Consider the following 15,328-nt stretch of genomic DNA (forward strand, 5'->3'; position numbering starts at 1 on the left):
TCAGCTCCTCTCGGGTGTCTCCTCCTCGGCGGTGGTGCCGGGGCGAAGGGAGCGCAGCGCCTCGTCCTCGAGGCGGATGCGGTGGCGCAGGAGGACGGTGTTGAGGACGGTGAAGACGGTGGCGGTGACGCCCGCGGAGTGCGCGAGGGGCAGGGCCACCCCTTCGGTCGCGACGGCGACGTAGTTCGGGTGCGGGATGACGCGGTAGGGGCCGGAGGTCACCCGCTGCGCGCCCGGGATGACGACGATGCGCGTGCTCCACTGGCGCCCGAGGGTGCGGATGCACCACCAGCGCAGGCCTTGCGCGGCGACGACACCCGCGACCGCCGGCCAGCCGACGGCGGGGACGAAGGGGCGCCGGGCCCTCGACACCTCGAGGACGCACCCGGCGAGCAGCCCGGTGTGGAGGGCGACCATCGCCGGGTAGTGGCCGACGCCGGTCTCGACGCCGCCCTGCTCGGCCGCCCAGCGGCGGTTGCGGCGGTCGACGACGAGCTCGACGAGGCGCTCGACCCCGACGGCGGCGACGAGCCCGTAGTAGGCGGTCGTGGACCTCATCGTGACTCCTCCGCGTGGAGCAGGACCATCTCGAGGCAGAAGCCGGGGCCCATGGCGAGCAGCATCCCGTGCGTCCCCGGGGCCGGGGGCCGGTCGCGCAGGGTGTCGGCGAGGACGTGCAGGACCGAGGCGGAGGAGAGGTTGCCGATGCGGTCGAGCGAGGACCACGTCATGCCGAGGGCCTCACGGGGCACCTCGAGCGCGTCCTGCATGGCCTCGAGCACCTTCGGCCCGCCCGGGTGGGCGACCCACCAGCCGATGTCGTCGCGGGTCAGCCCGTGGTCGGCGAGGAAGCCGTCGACGTCGCCGCGCAGGTTGGCCAGGACGAGTCCGGGCACCTCGGCGCCGAGGACGATCTTCAGCCCGGTCTGCCCGATGTCCCAGCCCATGGCGCGCTCCGTGCCGGCGTACATCCGGCTGCGCGACTCGACGACGACGACGTCGCTGCCCGGGCTCGTCGACGGCGAGGGCGCCTCGCGCTCGGCCCCGGTCAGGACGACCGCGGCCGCCCCGTCGCCGAAGAGACCGCTCGCGACGACGTTGGCCATCGACGCGTCGTCGCGCTGCACGGTGAGGCTGCACAGCTCGACGGCCACGAGGACGGCGACGTCGTGCGGGTGTCCGAGCAGGTAGTCGTGCACGCGGGCGACGCCGGCCGCGCCGGCGACGCAGCCGAGACCGACGAGCGGCACCCGCTTGACGTCGGGGCGCAGCCCGATCCGCGCCGCGATCCGGGCCTCGAGCGAGGGCACGGCCAGCCCGGTGACGGTGGTCGACATGACGAGGTCGACGTCGGAGGGGGTGAGCCCGGCCTGAGAGAGCGCGTCGAGCATGGCGGCCGCGCCGAGCTCGACGGCGGCCTCGATGAAGGCGTCGTTGGCCGCCCCGAAGTCCTCGAGCGCGGCGTAGCGCTCGGCGGGGATCGCGAGGTGGCGCTGGCTCACGCCGGCGTTGGCGTGGGTGCGCCGCACGACCTCGGGGTGGATGTCCTGCTCGCCGAGGATGTCGAGGAACATCGTCGTGAGCTCGGTCTGGTCGTAGCGGTACGGCGGCAGGACGGCGCCGACCGAGCGGAGCCTGCTGGCGCGGTCGAGCGGGGGTGCGGTCATCTACGGGGATCCTTCCGGGGTCGGCCCCTGCCGAGCAGGGCGACGTCGACGCCCGCGATCGCGACGACCGCGGCGAGCGAGGAGCGGCCGCGGGTGCGGACCGCCGGGGGCACGAGGGCGAGCGTCGCCGCGAGCGGCGCGAGATCGGCCCGGCGAAGGGGACGACGCCCGGCGAGCAGGACGAGCGTGGACCCGAGGAGGACGGCGCCGACGAGCTGCCGGGTGCGGCGCTCGCCGAGGCGGTGCGGCAGCCCGGCGACGCCGGTCGCCTCGTCGTCCTCGAGGTCGGGCAGGGCGTTGACGAGGTGGGCCCCGACCCCGAGCAGCGCCGCCCCGGCTGTCGTCGGCCACGGCGCGAGGGCGGGGGAGGGGGCCGCCAGGGTCGCGACGGAGGGAAGCGAGCCGAAGGCGAGCGCGTACGGCGCGAAGGACCACCACGTGCTCTTGAGGCCGAGGTTGTAGGCGACCCCGCAGCCGACGAGCCCGAGATGGGTCAGGCCCGAGCGACGCCCGCAGCCGAGCGAGGCGACGACGCAGCTCACGGCGGCGAGGGTGGCCGCCGACCCCACGGCGACGGGGGAGACGTCCCCCTTCGCCAGCGGCTTGTCGGCCCGCTCGACGGCCCGGTCGCGCTGGACGTCGACGAGGTCGTTCGTCCACCCGATGACGAGCTGACCGCACCCCACGGCGGTGATCACGCGGCTGCCGCGCGAGAGGGGGAGGGAGGCCGCGCGGGAGAGCAGGGCGCTCAGGGCCGTGACCGCCACGGCGGGGCCGGGGTGGGTCGTCAGGGCCAGGCCGCGGGCTGCCCGCAGGACGGGGCGTCGAGGGGTCTGCGGCACCACGCCACGGTAACCGGGCGGGCCGCGCAGGCGCCGTCTGCGAGGTGGGCAGTCATGATGGGTCGGTGCTCGACGTCGTCATCATCGGAGGTGGGCCCGTCGGCCTGGCCACCGCGCTCCACGCGCGGCGCGCCGGCCTGTCCTGCGCCGTCGTCGAGCAGCGCGTCGGGGTCGTCGACAAGGCGTGCGGCGAGGGGCTCATGCCGGCGGGCCTGCAGGCCCTGCGCGCGCTCGGGGTCGACCCCGCAGGGGTGCCGATCGAGGGCATCCGCTACGTGGCGGGGGAGCGGTCGGCGCAGGCCGGCTTCGGCAGCGGGCCCGGACGGGGCGTGCGGCGCACGACCCTGCACGCAGCGCTCGCCGACGGCGTCGGCGTGGCCGACGTCGAGCTCGTCACCGGGCGGGCCGGCGAGATCACCCAGGACGCCGACGGTGTCGCCGTGCGGGTGACGCGCGACGGGCGCCAGACCCACGTGCGCGCGCGCTACCTCCTGGCCGCCGACGGCCTGCACTCGCCGACGCGCCGTGCGCTGGGGCTCGAGCGCCCCGCCTCCGGCACGCCGCGCTACGGCCTGCGCCAGCACTTCGCCGTCGCGCCGTGGAGCGACCACGTCGAGGTCCACTGGGGCCGGGACGCCGAGGCCTACGTCACCCCGGTCGACGACACGATGGTGGGGGTCGCGGTCCTCACCCGGCGGCGGGCCCCCTTCGAGACCCATCTCGCCGGCTTCCCGGCGCTGCTCGAGCGGGTCGGCGACGCCGCGGCCGCGAGCTCGGCCCGGGGCGCCGGGCCGCTGCGCCAGCGCACCCGAGCCCGTGTCGCCGGTCGGGTGCTGCTCGTCGGCGACGCCTCGGGCTACGTCGACGCGCTCACGGGGGAGGGGACGATGCTCGGCGTCGCCCAGGGCGAGGCGGCGGTGGCCGCGGTCACGGACGACGACCCCGCCTCGTACGACGCGAGGTGGCGGGCGGTCACCCGCCGGCACACCGCCCTCACCCTCGGCCTGGTGACCGCGACCCGGCTGCGACCCGTGCGCCGGCTCGTCGTGCCCGCGGCCGCGCGCGTGCCGTGGGTCTTCAGCGCCGCGGTGCGCTCCATCGGCTCTGCCTGACCGGCTCGACCGACCCGACCGAGCCCAACCCGACATAACCCACCCCCACCCGACCCCACACCTCCCACCCCACAGCTCCTACCCGCCGAGACCCGCTCGGAGTCCGCGAGACCCGGTCGTCGCGGGCCGGCGGTGACCGGGTCTCGCGGACCACGAGCGGGGCTCAGCGCAGGACGTCGCGCAGGACGGCGGCGAGATCGGCCGGGTCGTGCTGCGGCAGCCCGTGGGTGCCGCCGGGCAGGACGAGGGAGCGCCCGTCCTCGACCGCGGCGGCGAGGTCGGCGCACCACCGGCGGCCGGCCACCGCGTCGCGGCCCCCGCGCAGCACGGTCGTCGGGGCCACGACCCCGGCCATGAGCTCGGTCGCGCTCGTGCCGATCTGCGCGACGAAGGCGGGCAGCAGCGCGGGGCTGGCCCGGACGTAGTCGGTCGCGGCCTGCACGAGCACTCGCGGCCGCTCGCGGCGCGCGTCGCCAACGAGGGCTCGGAGGTGGTCGCGGACGTGCGGCAGGTGCGGGTCGGGGGAGGGACCGACGAGCACGACCCGCCGGGCGAGGTCCGGCCGCGAGCCCGCGAGCCGCGCCACGGTGAGGGCGCCGAGCGAGTGGCCGACGAGGTCGACGCCTCGGATCCCGAGGTGGTCGAGCAAGGCCGCGACGTGCGTCGCCTGCGCGTCGGCGTCGAGACCGCGCTGCGGACGTCCCGTGCGACCGGACGCCGGCGGGTCGACGGCGACGACCACGCGGTCCCGGGGCAGGTGCTCGAGGAGCCACTGGTAGGCCCGCCACGACATCGACAGGCCGGGCACGAGGACGAGCGCAGGAGCCGTCGGCGGCCCCTCGGGCGCCCGCTCGACCCAGGCGGTGGTGGTGCCCATGACGTCGACGCGGTGACGGACGACCCCGTCGTGCCGGCGGCGGTGGACGCGCTCGACGAGCCGGGCGAAGGGGGTCACCCGCGCAGTCTCACACCCCGCCTCGTGCGAGGGTGGCAGCTGCCACCGCTCGAGCGCCGAACCGGCAGCCGAGCCTCCAGGCCCGAGACCCGACGAGGAGGACCGTGCAGACCTTCCTGCCGTACGCCGACTTCGCCGCCTCCGCGCAGGCTCTCGACGACAAGCGTCTGGGCAAGCAGCGCGTCGAGTGCATCCAGGTGGTGCGAGGACTCACCGTGCCGGGCTACGGGTGGCGCAACCACCCCGCCGTGACGATGTGGCGCGGCTGCCTCGAGGCGCTCGGGCGGTGCTCGCTCACGTGCTGCGAGGTGTGGGTCGCGCGGGGCTTCGCCGACACCTGCGCCGCGACGATCCGGGACGATCTGGCGGGATCGGGTGTGGAGGCCGTGCGCACCCAAGACGAGCTCGCCGCGGCGGGCGCGCTGCCGTCATGGCTCGGCGACGAGGCCTTCCACCGCAGCCACCGCTCCTCGCTCCTCTCCAAGCTCCCCGCGCACTACGGGGCGCTCTTCGACGACGTCGAGCCGGGTCTGCCGTACGTGTGGCCGCCCGGTCGAGAGGACGGGGGAGCGGTCATCCCTCCTGGCGGGCCCACCAGCGGCGCACCGCCGCGCTGACCTGCGCTGATCGCGGCGCCCTGACGTCACGGGGTGCGTCGGGCGAGCCGGGGTGGACGCCGGCGACCACCTCGAGCGGCGCAGGGCCCTCAGGCGTCGACATCCAGGCCACGGGCCCGCAGCGCGTCGAGCGTCTCGTCGTCCGGGGTGAGCGAGACGAAGTCGAGGCTCGTGAGGTGGGGGAGGAGGTCGAGGTCGGCCCACGACCCGATGTCGAAGGTGTCGTCCTCCCCGTCCCACAGCGGGGCGACCTCGCGGTAGACGTCGTTGCCCGCGTCGATGACGAGCTCGTGCACGAGCGCGGCCTCGCTGCGGTCGATCTGGAGGTCCTGGAGGTAGGCGAGGATCTCCGGGACGGGCCGGTGACCCTCGGCGTCGAGGTCGATGGTCCGCCCGGTGCAGGACCGGGCGAAGTCACGGGCGTCGAGCCGGGGCTGGATCACCTCCTGCTGGTACATCAGCTCGTCGACGACGGCCAGCTTGAGCCCCAGGTCGGTGAAGCGCACGGGGTCGGCGACCCGCCGCGGCGCGTAGCGCTCGACCGGCACGGCCGGGGTCGTCCTCGGCACGGTCATCTCGACGGACTCGAGGTGGTCGCCCTCGTAGCTCGCGTGCAGACGCACGCCGTGACGCTCGGTCGTCGCGGTCCCGGCGACGCGACGTGCGTCGACGCCGGCCCCGGGCAGCTCGTCGGTGACGACCTCGCCGTCGACGACCAGACGGCCGGTGAAGGCCGACCGGGGGACGAAGGCCGGGGCGTCCGCCTCGGGACGCAGCTGCACGCAGAGCGTCTTGACGTGCGTCTCGTCGAGACGGTGCGCGAAGACCCCGAGCTCGTGCCACGTGACGACGGACCCGGCCGTGCCGACCCAGAGCTCGGGCTCGCCCCAGGCCGCGACGAGGGTGCCGATGGGGATGGGCAGCGCGACGGGGGTGCCCTCGACGAGGAGAGCGTCTGGTCCGAGCTCGATGACAGGTGTCGACATGCGGGGGACCCTAGCCGAGTGCGCTACTTGACATAATGTCGATTATCGGCGAAACCCGCCAGGGCGCCCACCATCTGCAGAAGGGGCTCAGGCCGACCCGTCCCGAGCCGCCCGGGCGCGCGCCTTGATCGCCTCGATGACCTCGGTCTTGGCGTCGGCGTAGTGGTTCATGCTCGGCCAGTCACGGCTGACGAGCTCGCGCTTCGTGCGCTCGTACAGCGCGCGGTCGTCGGCGTCACGGCGCAGGTGGTCGCGCAGCAGCAGGTAGTCGTCCGCAGCCGGGTCATCGGGCTCGAGCACGTGGATGAAGACGTTTCGCTCCGGTGTGCGGACCAGCCGGTGGCCGGGCTCGCGCACCCGCAGCTGGTACCCGGCGGCCACCAGCGCGTCGAGGTAGTCCTCCTCGGCGGTGATGTCCGGCACGGTGACGAGGACGTCGACGATCGGCTTGGCCGCCAGGCCCGGCACGGAGGTCGAGCCGATGTGCTCGACCGAGCGTGCGACTCCCCCGAGTGCCGTTCGAACACGTGTCTCATGGCGGGCGTACGCCTGCGCCCATGCCGGGTCGTGCTCGACGAGGTGCAGTCGGACCTTCTCCGTCCCGCCGACGAGCTCGACGTCGGTGACGTCGGGGCGTCGGCGGGTGCTGGCTGCTGATGACTCGTCCACGGTCGCAGGCTACGTCGAGCGGGCGCGCTCGAAGCGTGAGCCGCCGTACTTGCGGTGCACCGCCTGCCGGCTGACGCCCAGCTCGTGGGCGATCTCCGCCCATGACAGACCGGCGCTGCGAGCCCGCCGCACGAGCACGGCCTCGCGTCGCTCGACACCGCGTCGCAGCTCCGCTCCCCCGCGGAGCGCGGCACGGGGGTCCTCGTCGTCCATGAAGGTCACGACCATGTCGACCATCTCCTGGGTCATCGTCCGGCCACCTCGCCTCGTCAACAGGTGTTGACACGATGGCACCACGCGCCCCGGCTGTCAACATGTGATGACACGCACCCTCTCGCGCACGAGACGGCGTACCTCGACCTCGTACCGGCTGGCCGCCCCGCCGGGCGTGCGGTAGAAGCGCCGCCGCAGCGACCCCTCGACCTCGACGCGGGTGCCGTCGGCGAGGTGCTGCGCGGCCCGTCGTGAGCGCGCGGACCAGCACGCGAGGTCGATGGTGTCCACCGGCCGCCCATCCGTGCGCGACACGACGACCCGCAGGGTCACCACCTCGTCGCCGCTCGGCAGCGTGCGCGCGGTCGGCTCGCCGCTCACCCGCCCGACGAGCCGGACCTCGTTGACGTCCGTGCCGCTGCCCTGACCATGCTCGTCCATGTCTGCTCCTCCTGCGCTCGGCCTGCGATGCCCCCACGGTCCGCCATCGTGCGACCGAGGGCACGGGCCCGGCGGCGGCTGTGGACGGCGACCGCCGCGACGGCCCAGCTGTGGACGGGTGGCACGATGAGGGCGTGCAGTGCGACTACTTCGACGCGGGGGCGTGCCGGTCCTGCACCTTCATGGGCATCCCCTACGAGGTCCAGCTGCGGCGCAAGCAGCAGGACGTGCAGGAGCGGCTGGCCCGCGTCGCGCCCGAGGTCGTGTGGCGCTCCCCCTTCGCCTCCCCCGAGGCCGGCTTCCGCAACAAGGCCAAGCTCGTCGCCGGCGGCTCACCTGGCGCTCTCACCCTCGGCATCCTCGACCGGGAGGGTCGGGGCGTCGACCTCCAGGGGTGCGGCCTCTACCCTCATGCCCTCTCGAGCGCCTTCGACCCGGTCGCCCGCTGGCTCGAGCGGCTGCAGGTGCCGCCCTACGACGTGCCCCGTCGGCGCGGCGAGCTCAAGCACGTGCTCCTCACCGTGAGCCCCGACGAGGAGCTCATGCTCCGTCTCGTCCTGCGCAGCGACCGGCACCTGCCGCGTCTGCGCGACGCGCTGCCCCGCCTGCTCGAGGAGCTGCCCTCTCTCGTCGTCGTCAGCGTCAATCTCCAGCCCGAGCACAAGGCCGTCCTCGAGGGAGAGCACGAGGTGCTCCTGACGGAGCAGGAGCACCTGACGATGAGCATCGGCGGGGTGCCGCTGCACCTGCGACCCGGCGGCTTCTTCCAGACCAACACGGCGGCGGCCGCCGCCCTCTACGAGACCGCCACGGGCTGGGTCCGCGACGTCTCCCCGCGGTCGGTGCTCGACCTGTACTGCGGGGTCGGCGGTTTCGCCCTCCACGCGGCGCGGGTGCTGCCCGCCGGCACGCCGGTCCGAGGCCTGGAGATCTCGGCCGAGGCCGTCGCCGCGGCCCGGACCACCGCGGCCGAGCTGGGCCTGGCCGCGGACTTCGGGACCGGCGACGCCGAGGCCGCGACCGCCGACGCCGACCTCGTCGTCGTCAACCCGCCGCGGCGCGGCATCGGTGCGCTGACGCAGGCCATCGAGCGCTCCTCAGCCCGCCATCTCGTCTACTCGAGCTGCGACGTCGGGTCTCTGGCCCGCGACCTCGCCGACCTGCCGTCGTGGGTCGCGCAGGAGGCGCGCCTCGTCGACATGTTCCCGCAGACCGGCCACCACGAGGTCGTCGTGCGGCTGCAGCGGGGCTGATCCGAGAGGACCGCCGCAGATGTCTGGGGATCCCCTCCCGTCGGGCCCGCGCCGTACGTATCATGGGGCCCGTGCCATCTGGCACCACCGACAGTCAAGGGGACACACCGAGTGGGGACCATCTCGTGGCGCCGATGCGCTCAGGCCGTGGCCGTGTGCACCGTCGCCGGGTCGCTGACCGCCCCCGCCGCGGTCGCCGACCCCTCCCCCGTCGCGCCGACGAGCACCACCCCCGCCCCGACGAGCACCACCGAGCCGGCACCCACGGGCACGACGGCCCCGACCACCGGTGACCCGGCCGGCGAGCCCGCAGACCCCACCTCTCCCGGCGCGAGCGGCAGCGAGAGCTCGAGCGACCCCTTCGCCTACGACGAGGACGCGAAGGGGGAGGAGGACGACGCCCTCTCCCCCGCCGAGGTCAAGAAGCAGGTCGACGAGGCCAACGCGCTCGCCGCGAGCATCCTCAAGAACAACAAGGAGATCGGCTCCCTCGTCACCGAGCTGCGCCGTCACTCCACCCGGGCCAACACCCTCCTCGAGCGCTACTCCGAGGCCACCTCGAAGCACCGCGCCGCGAAGAAGGAGGCCGACGAGGCGCGTCGTGCGTCCACCCGGCTGAAGAACCGGCTCGACGCGGGCCGCGAGGACCTGCGCGACTGGGCCTTCGGCACCTACACCGAGGCCGGCGGCTACACCGACACCATGGCCTTCCTCAACATCATGACGAAGTCACCGGCCAAGGCCGGCGACTCCGCCGGTGACCTCAGCTATCTCACCGACGAGCGCATCCACAGCGTCGACCTCGTGCGGGTCGACACGATCACCGCCGCCCAGCTCTCTCGCAAGCGGGCGAAGGCGGAGAAGCGCGCCAAGAGCGAGAAGGCCAAGGCCGACAAGGCCCGCAAGGACCTCACCGCCGTCATCACCGAGCGCAAGGCGACGCTGGAGACGCTGCGCAAGGAGTACGCCTCCGAGCTCAAGGAGGCCGGGCCGCTCGTGAAGTCCCTCCTCGGCCTCACCGACCCCGACGCGCAGGACGCCCAGGAGAGCCTCACCGCGGCGATGGAGAAGGCCGGGCAGGACGTCAGCGCCTTCGAGGGCGCCGCACCGTGCTCGGACAACGAGGGCACCTACCCCAACGGCCAGGTGCCCCCGAACGCCCTGTGCCCGCTCATCGGGGCGGCCGGCGAGATGCTGCGCCCCAAGGCCGCGGCCGCCTTCAACGAGATGAGCAAGGCCTACGCCCGCGACACCGGCTCGCCGATCTGCATCACCGACAGCTACCGCTCCTACGCCGAGCAGGTCATCGTCAAGCAGCAGCGCGGCGGCTGGGCGGCCACGCCGGGCCGCTCGAACCACGGGCTCGGGCTCGCCCTCGACCTGTGCGGCGGGATCAACAGCTTCGGCACCGCCGCGCACGCGTGGATGCAGCAGAACGCCGCGCTCTACGGGTGGTTCCACCCGGCCTGGGCGCAGGCCGGTGGCAGCCTGCCCGAGCCCTGGCACTGGGAGTACGCGGGCTGATCAGCCCCGCACCTGCTCCTCGTGCGACTTCACGGGGACGAGGACGACGAGCCCGGCGAGCAGCACGAGCGCGACGCCGAGGATCCCCCAGTACTGCGTGTTGTCGTCCCCCGTCACCGCCGCGCCGAGCGCGATGAAGGCGGCGAAGGCGAGCGGGCTGAGGAAGGACACGGCTCGCCCGGTCGTCGCGTACAGCCCGAAGATCTCACCACTGCGGCCCTCGGGGATGACCCGTGCGAGATAGCTGCGCGAGGCCGCCTGGGCCGGTCCGACGAAGGCGGTCATGACGAGCCCGAGGCTCCAGAAGACGGGCTTGCCGCCGTCGTGGAGGACGAAGATGCCCAGGCCGATGACGACGAGCGCGACGAGGCTGATGATGATGACCCGCTTCGGGCCGATCCGGTCGTCGAGCACGCCCATCGCCATCGTGCTCAGCCCCGCGACGACGTTGGCCACGGCGCCGAAGATGATGACCTCGCCGGCGGTGAGCCCGAAGGTCCCCGCGGCGAGGATCGCCCCGAAGGCGAAGACGCCGGCCAGCCCGTCGCGGAAGAGCGCGGAGGCGAGCAGGAAGTACACCGTGTGCGGCGAGCTCGCGTAGAGCGCCCGCAGCGAGGCGAAGAGCAGCCGGTAGGACTCGGCGATGCCCACGCGCGGCGCGCGCTCGCGCGGCTCGTCGCGCAGGACGAGGAAGGCGGGCACGGTGAAGACGGCGATCCACAGCCCGCACACGAGCATCGAGACGCGGATGTCGAGGCCGTCGGCGCCGGTGACGCCGAAGAGGCCGCGCTCCGGTGCGATGAGGGTGAAGTTGAGCAGCAGGAGCACGAGGATGCCGCCGAGGTAGCCCATCCCCCACCCGAAGCCGGACACCCGCCCGACGGTGCGGGGTGTGGCCACCTGCTCGATCGTCGCGTTGTACGTCACGCCGGCGACCTCGGAGACGATCGACCCGACGCCGAGCAGGACGAGGCCGAGCAGGAGGTAGCCCGGCTCGGGACGCACGAGGAAGAGCGAGGCGGCCAGGGCCGCCATGAGCCAGGTCTGCACCCGCAGGTTGCGCACGGTGCGACCGCTGCGATCCGCGTTCTGCCCGAGGACGGGGGCGACGAGGGCGACGACGAGGCCGGAGATGCCGGTGGCGATCGCCAGGGCGGTCGACGTCGCGTTCGTCGCGCCGAAGCTCGAGCTCGTGATGTAGACGGAGAAGACGAAGGTGATGATGACCGTGTTGTACGGCTGGGCTCCCCAGTCCCACATCGCCCAGGACACGACCGTGCGACGTGGCGTCCGGGAGTCCCCGTGCCGCAGCGCGGAGCCGGGTGGCGCGAGGGGCAGATCGGCGTCGACGTCGCTTCGGTGCTGGGTCACAGGGGGACCGTACCCTCGCCCCGTGGGCCGATGTGCGCGACACGGGTACGACGCGGTAACCTGACGGACTGCCGACATCGCTCGCTCGCCGAAGAGCGCAGATCGACCCCCTCATGTGATCTGAGTCGCAGGCGACGTACCTCACGCCTGCCGCGGAGCCGGAACAAACTGGACGCCCCCGGGCGTTCTTCATGTGTGCCCGACAGCAGGGCGGGCGCACCCCCTGATCGACGAGGAGTACTGAGATGGCAGAGCGCACACTTCGCGGCACCCGCATGGTGTCGTTCAGCATGGAGACCACCGCGAACGTCGTCCCCAGCGAGCGGCAGATCACCACCTACGTGTGTGACGACGGCCACCGCACGGAGCTGCCCTTCTCGGTCGAGGCCGAGATCCCCAGCACCTGGGAGTGCCGTTGCGGCAAGCTCGGCAAGCTGCTCGACGGCCCCGAGCCCGAGCTCAAGCCCACCAAGCCCGCCCGCACCCACTGGGACATGCTGCTCGAGCGCCGCTCGGTCCCCGAGCTCGAGGAGCTCCTCGAGGAGCGTCTGGCGCTCCTGCGCGAGCGTCGCGGCGAGAAGCCGCGCAAGCGCTCCGCCTGACCGCACCCTCCTCGTACGAGAGCCGCCCCGGCACGACCGGGGCGGCTCTCGTCGTGCGAGGACGGCACGTCGCGCGCGGGCTGCGGGCGAAGGGGACCCCCTCCCCCGTCGGATCCCTCGGGCTCGCGCAGTCGACGACCTCGCTCAGTCGATGATCTCGCCCTCGACGACCTCGTCGCCGGGGTCGGGGCCGTCGCGGCGCGTGCGCCCGTCGCGGTGGGTGGCCGTGCGCACCCGGATCACCCCGAGGTCGCCGAAGACGCGACGCCGGATGCCCGCCTCGAGCAGCGGCCTGGCGAGGGGGCGGGTGAAGGGCAGGACGAGCAGCAGCCCGACGACGTCGGTGACGAAGCCCGGCAGCACGAGCAGCAGACCGCCGACGAGCACGAGGATCCCGTCAGCCAGCGCCCGGCTGGGCATCTCGCCCGTGCGGGCGGACGTGCGCAGGGCGCGCATCGCCCGGGCGCCCTCGCGCCGCAGCAGCCACACGCCGGCGACCGAGAGCGCGACGAGCGAGACGATCGTCCACAGGACCCCGATCCGGCGGCCGACGGCGATGATCACCGCGAGCTCGAGGACGACGAGCACCAGCAGGGCCACCGGCACCCACGGCAGGACGCGGCGCCGCCGTCGCGGCGCTCCGGGCTGGCCGTGGATCTGGCTCACAGCCGGTGCCACCGCCGCTCGCGGTGCACGAGGGAGGCGGCCTGGTCACGGCGGTGGCGCACGCCCCACCCGGTGATGCGCCGCATCGACTCCTTGACGACGTCGCCGTCCATCTTCGACTCGCCGATCTCGCGCTCGACGAAGGTGATGGGCACCTCGACGACGCGCATCCCGGCGCGCACCGTGCGCACGGTGAGGTCGGTCTGGAAGACGTAGCCGGCGCTCTCGACCTGGTCCAGGCCGATCTCGCGCAGGGTGTCGGCGCGGTAGACCCGGTAGCCGGCCGTCGCGTCGTTGACCGGCATGCCGAGGATCGCGCGGATGTAGAGGTTGCCGCCCATGGAGATCGCCTTGCGCGACAGCGGCCAGTTGACGACGCTGCCGCCGCGCACGTAGCGCGAGCCGATGACGAGGTCGGCGTCACGCGCGGCCTCGAGCATCGCCGGCAGGTCCTCCGGGCGGTGCGAGCCGTCGGCGTCCATCTCGACGACGGCGTCGTAGCCGGCGTCGAGCGCCCAGCGGAAGCCGGCGAGGTAGGCCGCGCCCAGGCCCTCCTTGCCCTGGCGGTGCAGGACGTGGACCTGGTCGTCGGCGGCGGCGAGCTCGTCGGCGACCGCGCCGGTGCCGTCGGGGCTGTTGTCGTCGAGGACGACGACGTCGGCGCTCGGCACGCTGTCGCGCACGCGCTGCACGACGCGCGGGAGGTTCTCGCGCTCGTTGTAGGTCGGGATGAGCACGGCCACCCGGGTGATGGGGGGCCGCAGGGGGGCGTCAGGCACGGGCACTCGACTCCAGCTTCGTCTTCGGTGAGGTGTCGACTTTATCCGCCCGGCGCCCGCGCAGTCGCCCCGCCACGACGAGCAGGACGAGGGCCAGGGCGCTGCCGATCTCCACCCACGGGCCGAGCCGGTCGGAGGGGGTGAGCCCGGTGCGGGCGTCGAAGGTGCCGACGACCTGGGCCGCGGTGAAGAGCTCGGTGGGCTGGGCGACGGACCCGTCGGGGGCGATGACGGCGCTCACGCCGACGGTCGAGACGTGGGCGACGGGTCGGCCGTGCTCGATGGCCCGGATCCGCGAGATCGCGAGCTGCTGGGTCGACTCGGCCGTGTACCCGAAGGTCGCGTTGTTCGTCTGCACGAGCAGCACGCTGGGCAGCCCGCCGTCCTCGGCGTGGTGGACCGCCTCGCGCATGAGCCCGTCGTAGGCCACCTCGAAGCAGATCGTCGGCACGACGGAGAAGCCGCCCGCGGACCCCTCGACGGGGAAGGCCTGCGGCCCGGGCCCCTTCGCGAAGCCGACCCGCACGAGGTCGACCTTGTCGGAGAAGAGGCGGAAGAAGTCCCGGTACGGGACGTACTCGGCGAAGGGGACGGGGTGCTGCTTGACGTAGCGGGCCGTCGGGGCGTCACGGCCGGGCTCGTAGAGCAGGCTGGCGTTGCTCACCTCCGGGCTCGGCTCGTCGAGGATCGCGCCGACGACGACGGGCACGTCGACGGCGTCGAGCGCGCGCTGCACCTGGGCGGCGGCGTCGGGGTTGCGCAGCGGGTCGATGTCGCTGGAGTTCTCCGGCCACACGACGAGGTCGAGGCGCTCACCGGAGCGGCCGAGCTCCTCGGTGCCCGTGACGTGGTTGTCGAGGACCTGACGCCGCTCGGCGTTGAAGTCGAGGCCGGCGCGCGGCACGTTGCCCTGCACCATCCCGATCCGGGCCGGCGTCGAGCCCTCGGGCGCCTCGGCGTGGACCGGGAGGAGCAGGCCGGTCAGCCCGAGGGCGACGGCGACCGGCACGAGGAGGGCGGCGCGCAACGTGCGACGCACGACGAGCAGCACGAGCGGCACCGCGAGGAGCGCGACGACGAGGCTGACCAGTGGCGCCCCGCCGAGCCAGGCCCACCGCGCGAGCGGGCTGTCGGCCTGCCCGAAGGCGAGACGGGCCCACGGGAAGCCGCCGAAGGGGACGGTGCCGCGGACGAGCTCCTGCAGCACCCACAGCACGGGCAGGGCGAGCGCGGCGAGGACCACACGGCCCCGGGCGAGCAGCGGGCGCTGCACGGCCGCGAGGACCGCTCCCATGACGGCGACGTAGAGGGCCTGCACGGTCGACAGGGCCACCCACGGCATCGCGCCGACGAAGATGCCCGACCAGTGCAGCGTCGGCAGGAAGGTCGCCCAGCCGGCGAGCATCCCGAGGCCGAAGCCCACCCGCGCCCGCACGCCCCACAGGGCGAGGCCGACGAGGGCGACACCGGGCACCGCGGCGAGGTGGATCCCGTGGTCGGGGAAGGTGAGCCAGACGAGCAGCCCGCCGGCGACCGCGAGGACGGCGCGCACCCAAGCGGGCGGGGCGAAGGGGGTCTCGGGCACGTCCGAGCCTAACCCGGGGACGTCCATCCCTTCGCCGTCGACCCGG

Annotated in this window: 17 protein-coding genes; 5 read left to right on the forward strand and 12 right to left on the reverse strand. The window is 73.9% G+C overall.

Features of this window, described 5'->3' with window-relative positions; translation table 11 throughout:
- Genes ABIB53_RS09920 through ABIB53_RS09930 form a run of 3 tightly spaced genes read right to left on the reverse strand, consistent with a single transcriptional unit; the run spans position 1 to position 2,509 of the window.
- Positions 1 to 558, reverse strand: coding sequence for an isoprenylcysteine carboxyl methyltransferase family protein (locus tag ABIB53_RS09920; RefSeq protein WP_251718887.1), 558 nt, complete (start codon positions 556 to 558; stop codon positions 1 to 3).
- Positions 555 to 1,667, reverse strand: a complete 1,113-nt coding sequence (locus ABIB53_RS09925) for a type III polyketide synthase (RefSeq protein ID WP_354588048.1) — start codon at positions 1,665 to 1,667, stop codon at positions 555 to 557. The genes ABIB53_RS09920 and ABIB53_RS09925 overlap by 4 nt, the downstream gene beginning before the upstream one ends.
- Positions 1,664 to 2,509: a UbiA family prenyltransferase gene (locus tag ABIB53_RS09930; RefSeq protein ID WP_354588049.1), complete on the reverse strand. Its 846-nt coding sequence runs from the start codon at positions 2,507 to 2,509 to the stop codon at positions 1,664 to 1,666. The genes ABIB53_RS09925 and ABIB53_RS09930 overlap by 4 nt, the downstream gene beginning before the upstream one ends.
- Before the next feature lie 65 nt (positions 2,510 to 2,574).
- Between ABIB53_RS09930 and ABIB53_RS09935 the strand changes: the two genes are divergently transcribed.
- Positions 2,575 to 3,621: an NAD(P)/FAD-dependent oxidoreductase gene (locus tag ABIB53_RS09935; protein ID WP_354588050.1), complete on the forward strand. Its 1,047-nt coding sequence runs from the start codon at positions 2,575 to 2,577 to the stop codon at positions 3,619 to 3,621.
- A gap of 163 nt (positions 3,622 to 3,784) precedes the next feature.
- Here the strand turns inward: ABIB53_RS09935 and ABIB53_RS09940 are convergent, their stop codons facing one another.
- Entirely contained in the window at positions 3,785 to 4,576 is a 792-nt protein-coding gene (locus tag ABIB53_RS09940) for an alpha/beta fold hydrolase (RefSeq protein WP_123091780.1), read from the reverse strand.
- Positions 4,577 to 4,680: 104 nt separating this feature from the next.
- Between ABIB53_RS09940 and ABIB53_RS09945 the strand changes: the two genes are divergently transcribed.
- Positions 4,681 to 5,193: an MSMEG_6728 family protein gene (locus ABIB53_RS09945; RefSeq protein WP_354588051.1), complete on the forward strand. Its 513-nt coding sequence runs from the start codon at positions 4,681 to 4,683 to the stop codon at positions 5,191 to 5,193.
- 89 nt (positions 5,194 to 5,282) lie between these two features.
- On the opposite strand, the gene ABIB53_RS09950 is transcribed toward ABIB53_RS09945, so the two are convergent.
- From ABIB53_RS09950 to ABIB53_RS09965, 4 genes are all read right to left on the reverse strand, one after another.
- A complete protein-coding gene (locus tag ABIB53_RS09950; protein ID WP_354588052.1) occupies positions 5,283 to 6,179 on the reverse strand; it encodes a DUF6892 domain-containing protein in 897 nt (298 codons plus the stop codon).
- 87 nt (positions 6,180 to 6,266) lie between these two features.
- Positions 6,267 to 6,848, reverse strand: coding sequence for a GrpB family protein (locus ABIB53_RS09955; RefSeq protein ID WP_354588053.1), 582 nt, complete (start codon positions 6,846 to 6,848; stop codon positions 6,267 to 6,269).
- 9 nt (positions 6,849 to 6,857) lie between these two features.
- Positions 6,858 to 7,145 carry an ECF-type sigma factor gene (locus ABIB53_RS09960; RefSeq protein ID WP_502914635.1) on the reverse strand — a complete coding sequence of 96 codons (288 nt, stop codon included), beginning with the start codon at positions 7,143 to 7,145 and terminating at the stop codon, positions 6,858 to 6,860.
- A gap of 12 nt (positions 7,146 to 7,157) precedes the next feature.
- Positions 7,158 to 7,502, reverse strand: a complete 345-nt coding sequence (locus ABIB53_RS09965; RefSeq protein WP_354588054.1) for a single-stranded DNA-binding protein — start codon at positions 7,500 to 7,502, stop codon at positions 7,158 to 7,160.
- A gap of 134 nt (positions 7,503 to 7,636) precedes the next feature.
- Between ABIB53_RS09965 and ABIB53_RS09970 the strand changes: the two genes are divergently transcribed.
- Entirely contained in the window at positions 7,637 to 8,755 is a 1,119-nt protein-coding gene (locus ABIB53_RS09970; RefSeq protein ID WP_354588055.1) for a methyltransferase, read from the forward strand.
- A gap of 147 nt (positions 8,756 to 8,902) precedes the next feature.
- The gene (locus ABIB53_RS09975; RefSeq protein ID WP_354588056.1) at positions 8,903 to 10,279 is read left to right on the forward strand and encodes a D-alanyl-D-alanine carboxypeptidase family protein; all 1,377 of its coding nucleotides are present in this window, start codon (positions 8,903 to 8,905) and stop codon (positions 10,277 to 10,279) included.
- Here the strand turns inward: ABIB53_RS09975 and ABIB53_RS09980 are convergent, their stop codons facing one another.
- Positions 10,280 to 11,650, reverse strand: coding sequence for an MFS transporter (locus ABIB53_RS09980; protein ID WP_354588057.1), 1,371 nt, complete (start codon positions 11,648 to 11,650; stop codon positions 10,280 to 10,282).
- Positions 11,651 to 11,895: 245 nt separating this feature from the next.
- On the opposite strand from ABIB53_RS09980, the gene ABIB53_RS09985 reads away from it, so the two are divergent.
- Positions 11,896 to 12,252, forward strand: a complete 357-nt coding sequence (locus ABIB53_RS09985; RefSeq protein WP_068275780.1) for an RNA polymerase-binding protein RbpA — start codon at positions 11,896 to 11,898, stop codon at positions 12,250 to 12,252.
- A 144-nt stretch (positions 12,253 to 12,396) separates the two neighbouring features.
- On the opposite strand, the gene ABIB53_RS09990 is transcribed toward ABIB53_RS09985, so the two are convergent.
- The 3 genes from ABIB53_RS09990 to lnt are packed head-to-tail and all read right to left on the reverse strand — an operon-like array spanning position 12,397 to position 15,282.
- Complete coding sequence (locus ABIB53_RS09990; protein ID WP_354588058.1) at positions 12,397 to 12,918, reverse strand: FxsA family protein; 522 nt, start codon at positions 12,916 to 12,918, stop codon at positions 12,397 to 12,399.
- Complete coding sequence (locus tag ABIB53_RS09995) at positions 12,915 to 13,697, reverse strand: polyprenol monophosphomannose synthase (protein WP_354588059.1); 783 nt, start codon at positions 13,695 to 13,697, stop codon at positions 12,915 to 12,917. The genes ABIB53_RS09990 and ABIB53_RS09995 overlap by 4 nt, the downstream gene beginning before the upstream one ends.
- Positions 13,690 to 15,282 carry an apolipoprotein N-acyltransferase gene (gene lnt, locus ABIB53_RS10000; protein ID WP_354588060.1) on the reverse strand — a complete coding sequence of 531 codons (1,593 nt, stop codon included), beginning with the start codon at positions 15,280 to 15,282 and terminating at the stop codon, positions 13,690 to 13,692. Before lnt ends, ABIB53_RS09995 begins: the two co-directional genes overlap by 8 nt.
- Positions 15,283 to 15,328: the final 46 nt, after the last annotated feature.

Origin of the sequence: Janibacter sp. UYMM211 (genome assembly GCF_040547045.1) — a bacterium.
GTDB classification, from domain to species: Bacteria; Actinomycetota; Actinomycetes; order Actinomycetales; family Dermatophilaceae; genus Marihabitans; species Marihabitans melonis.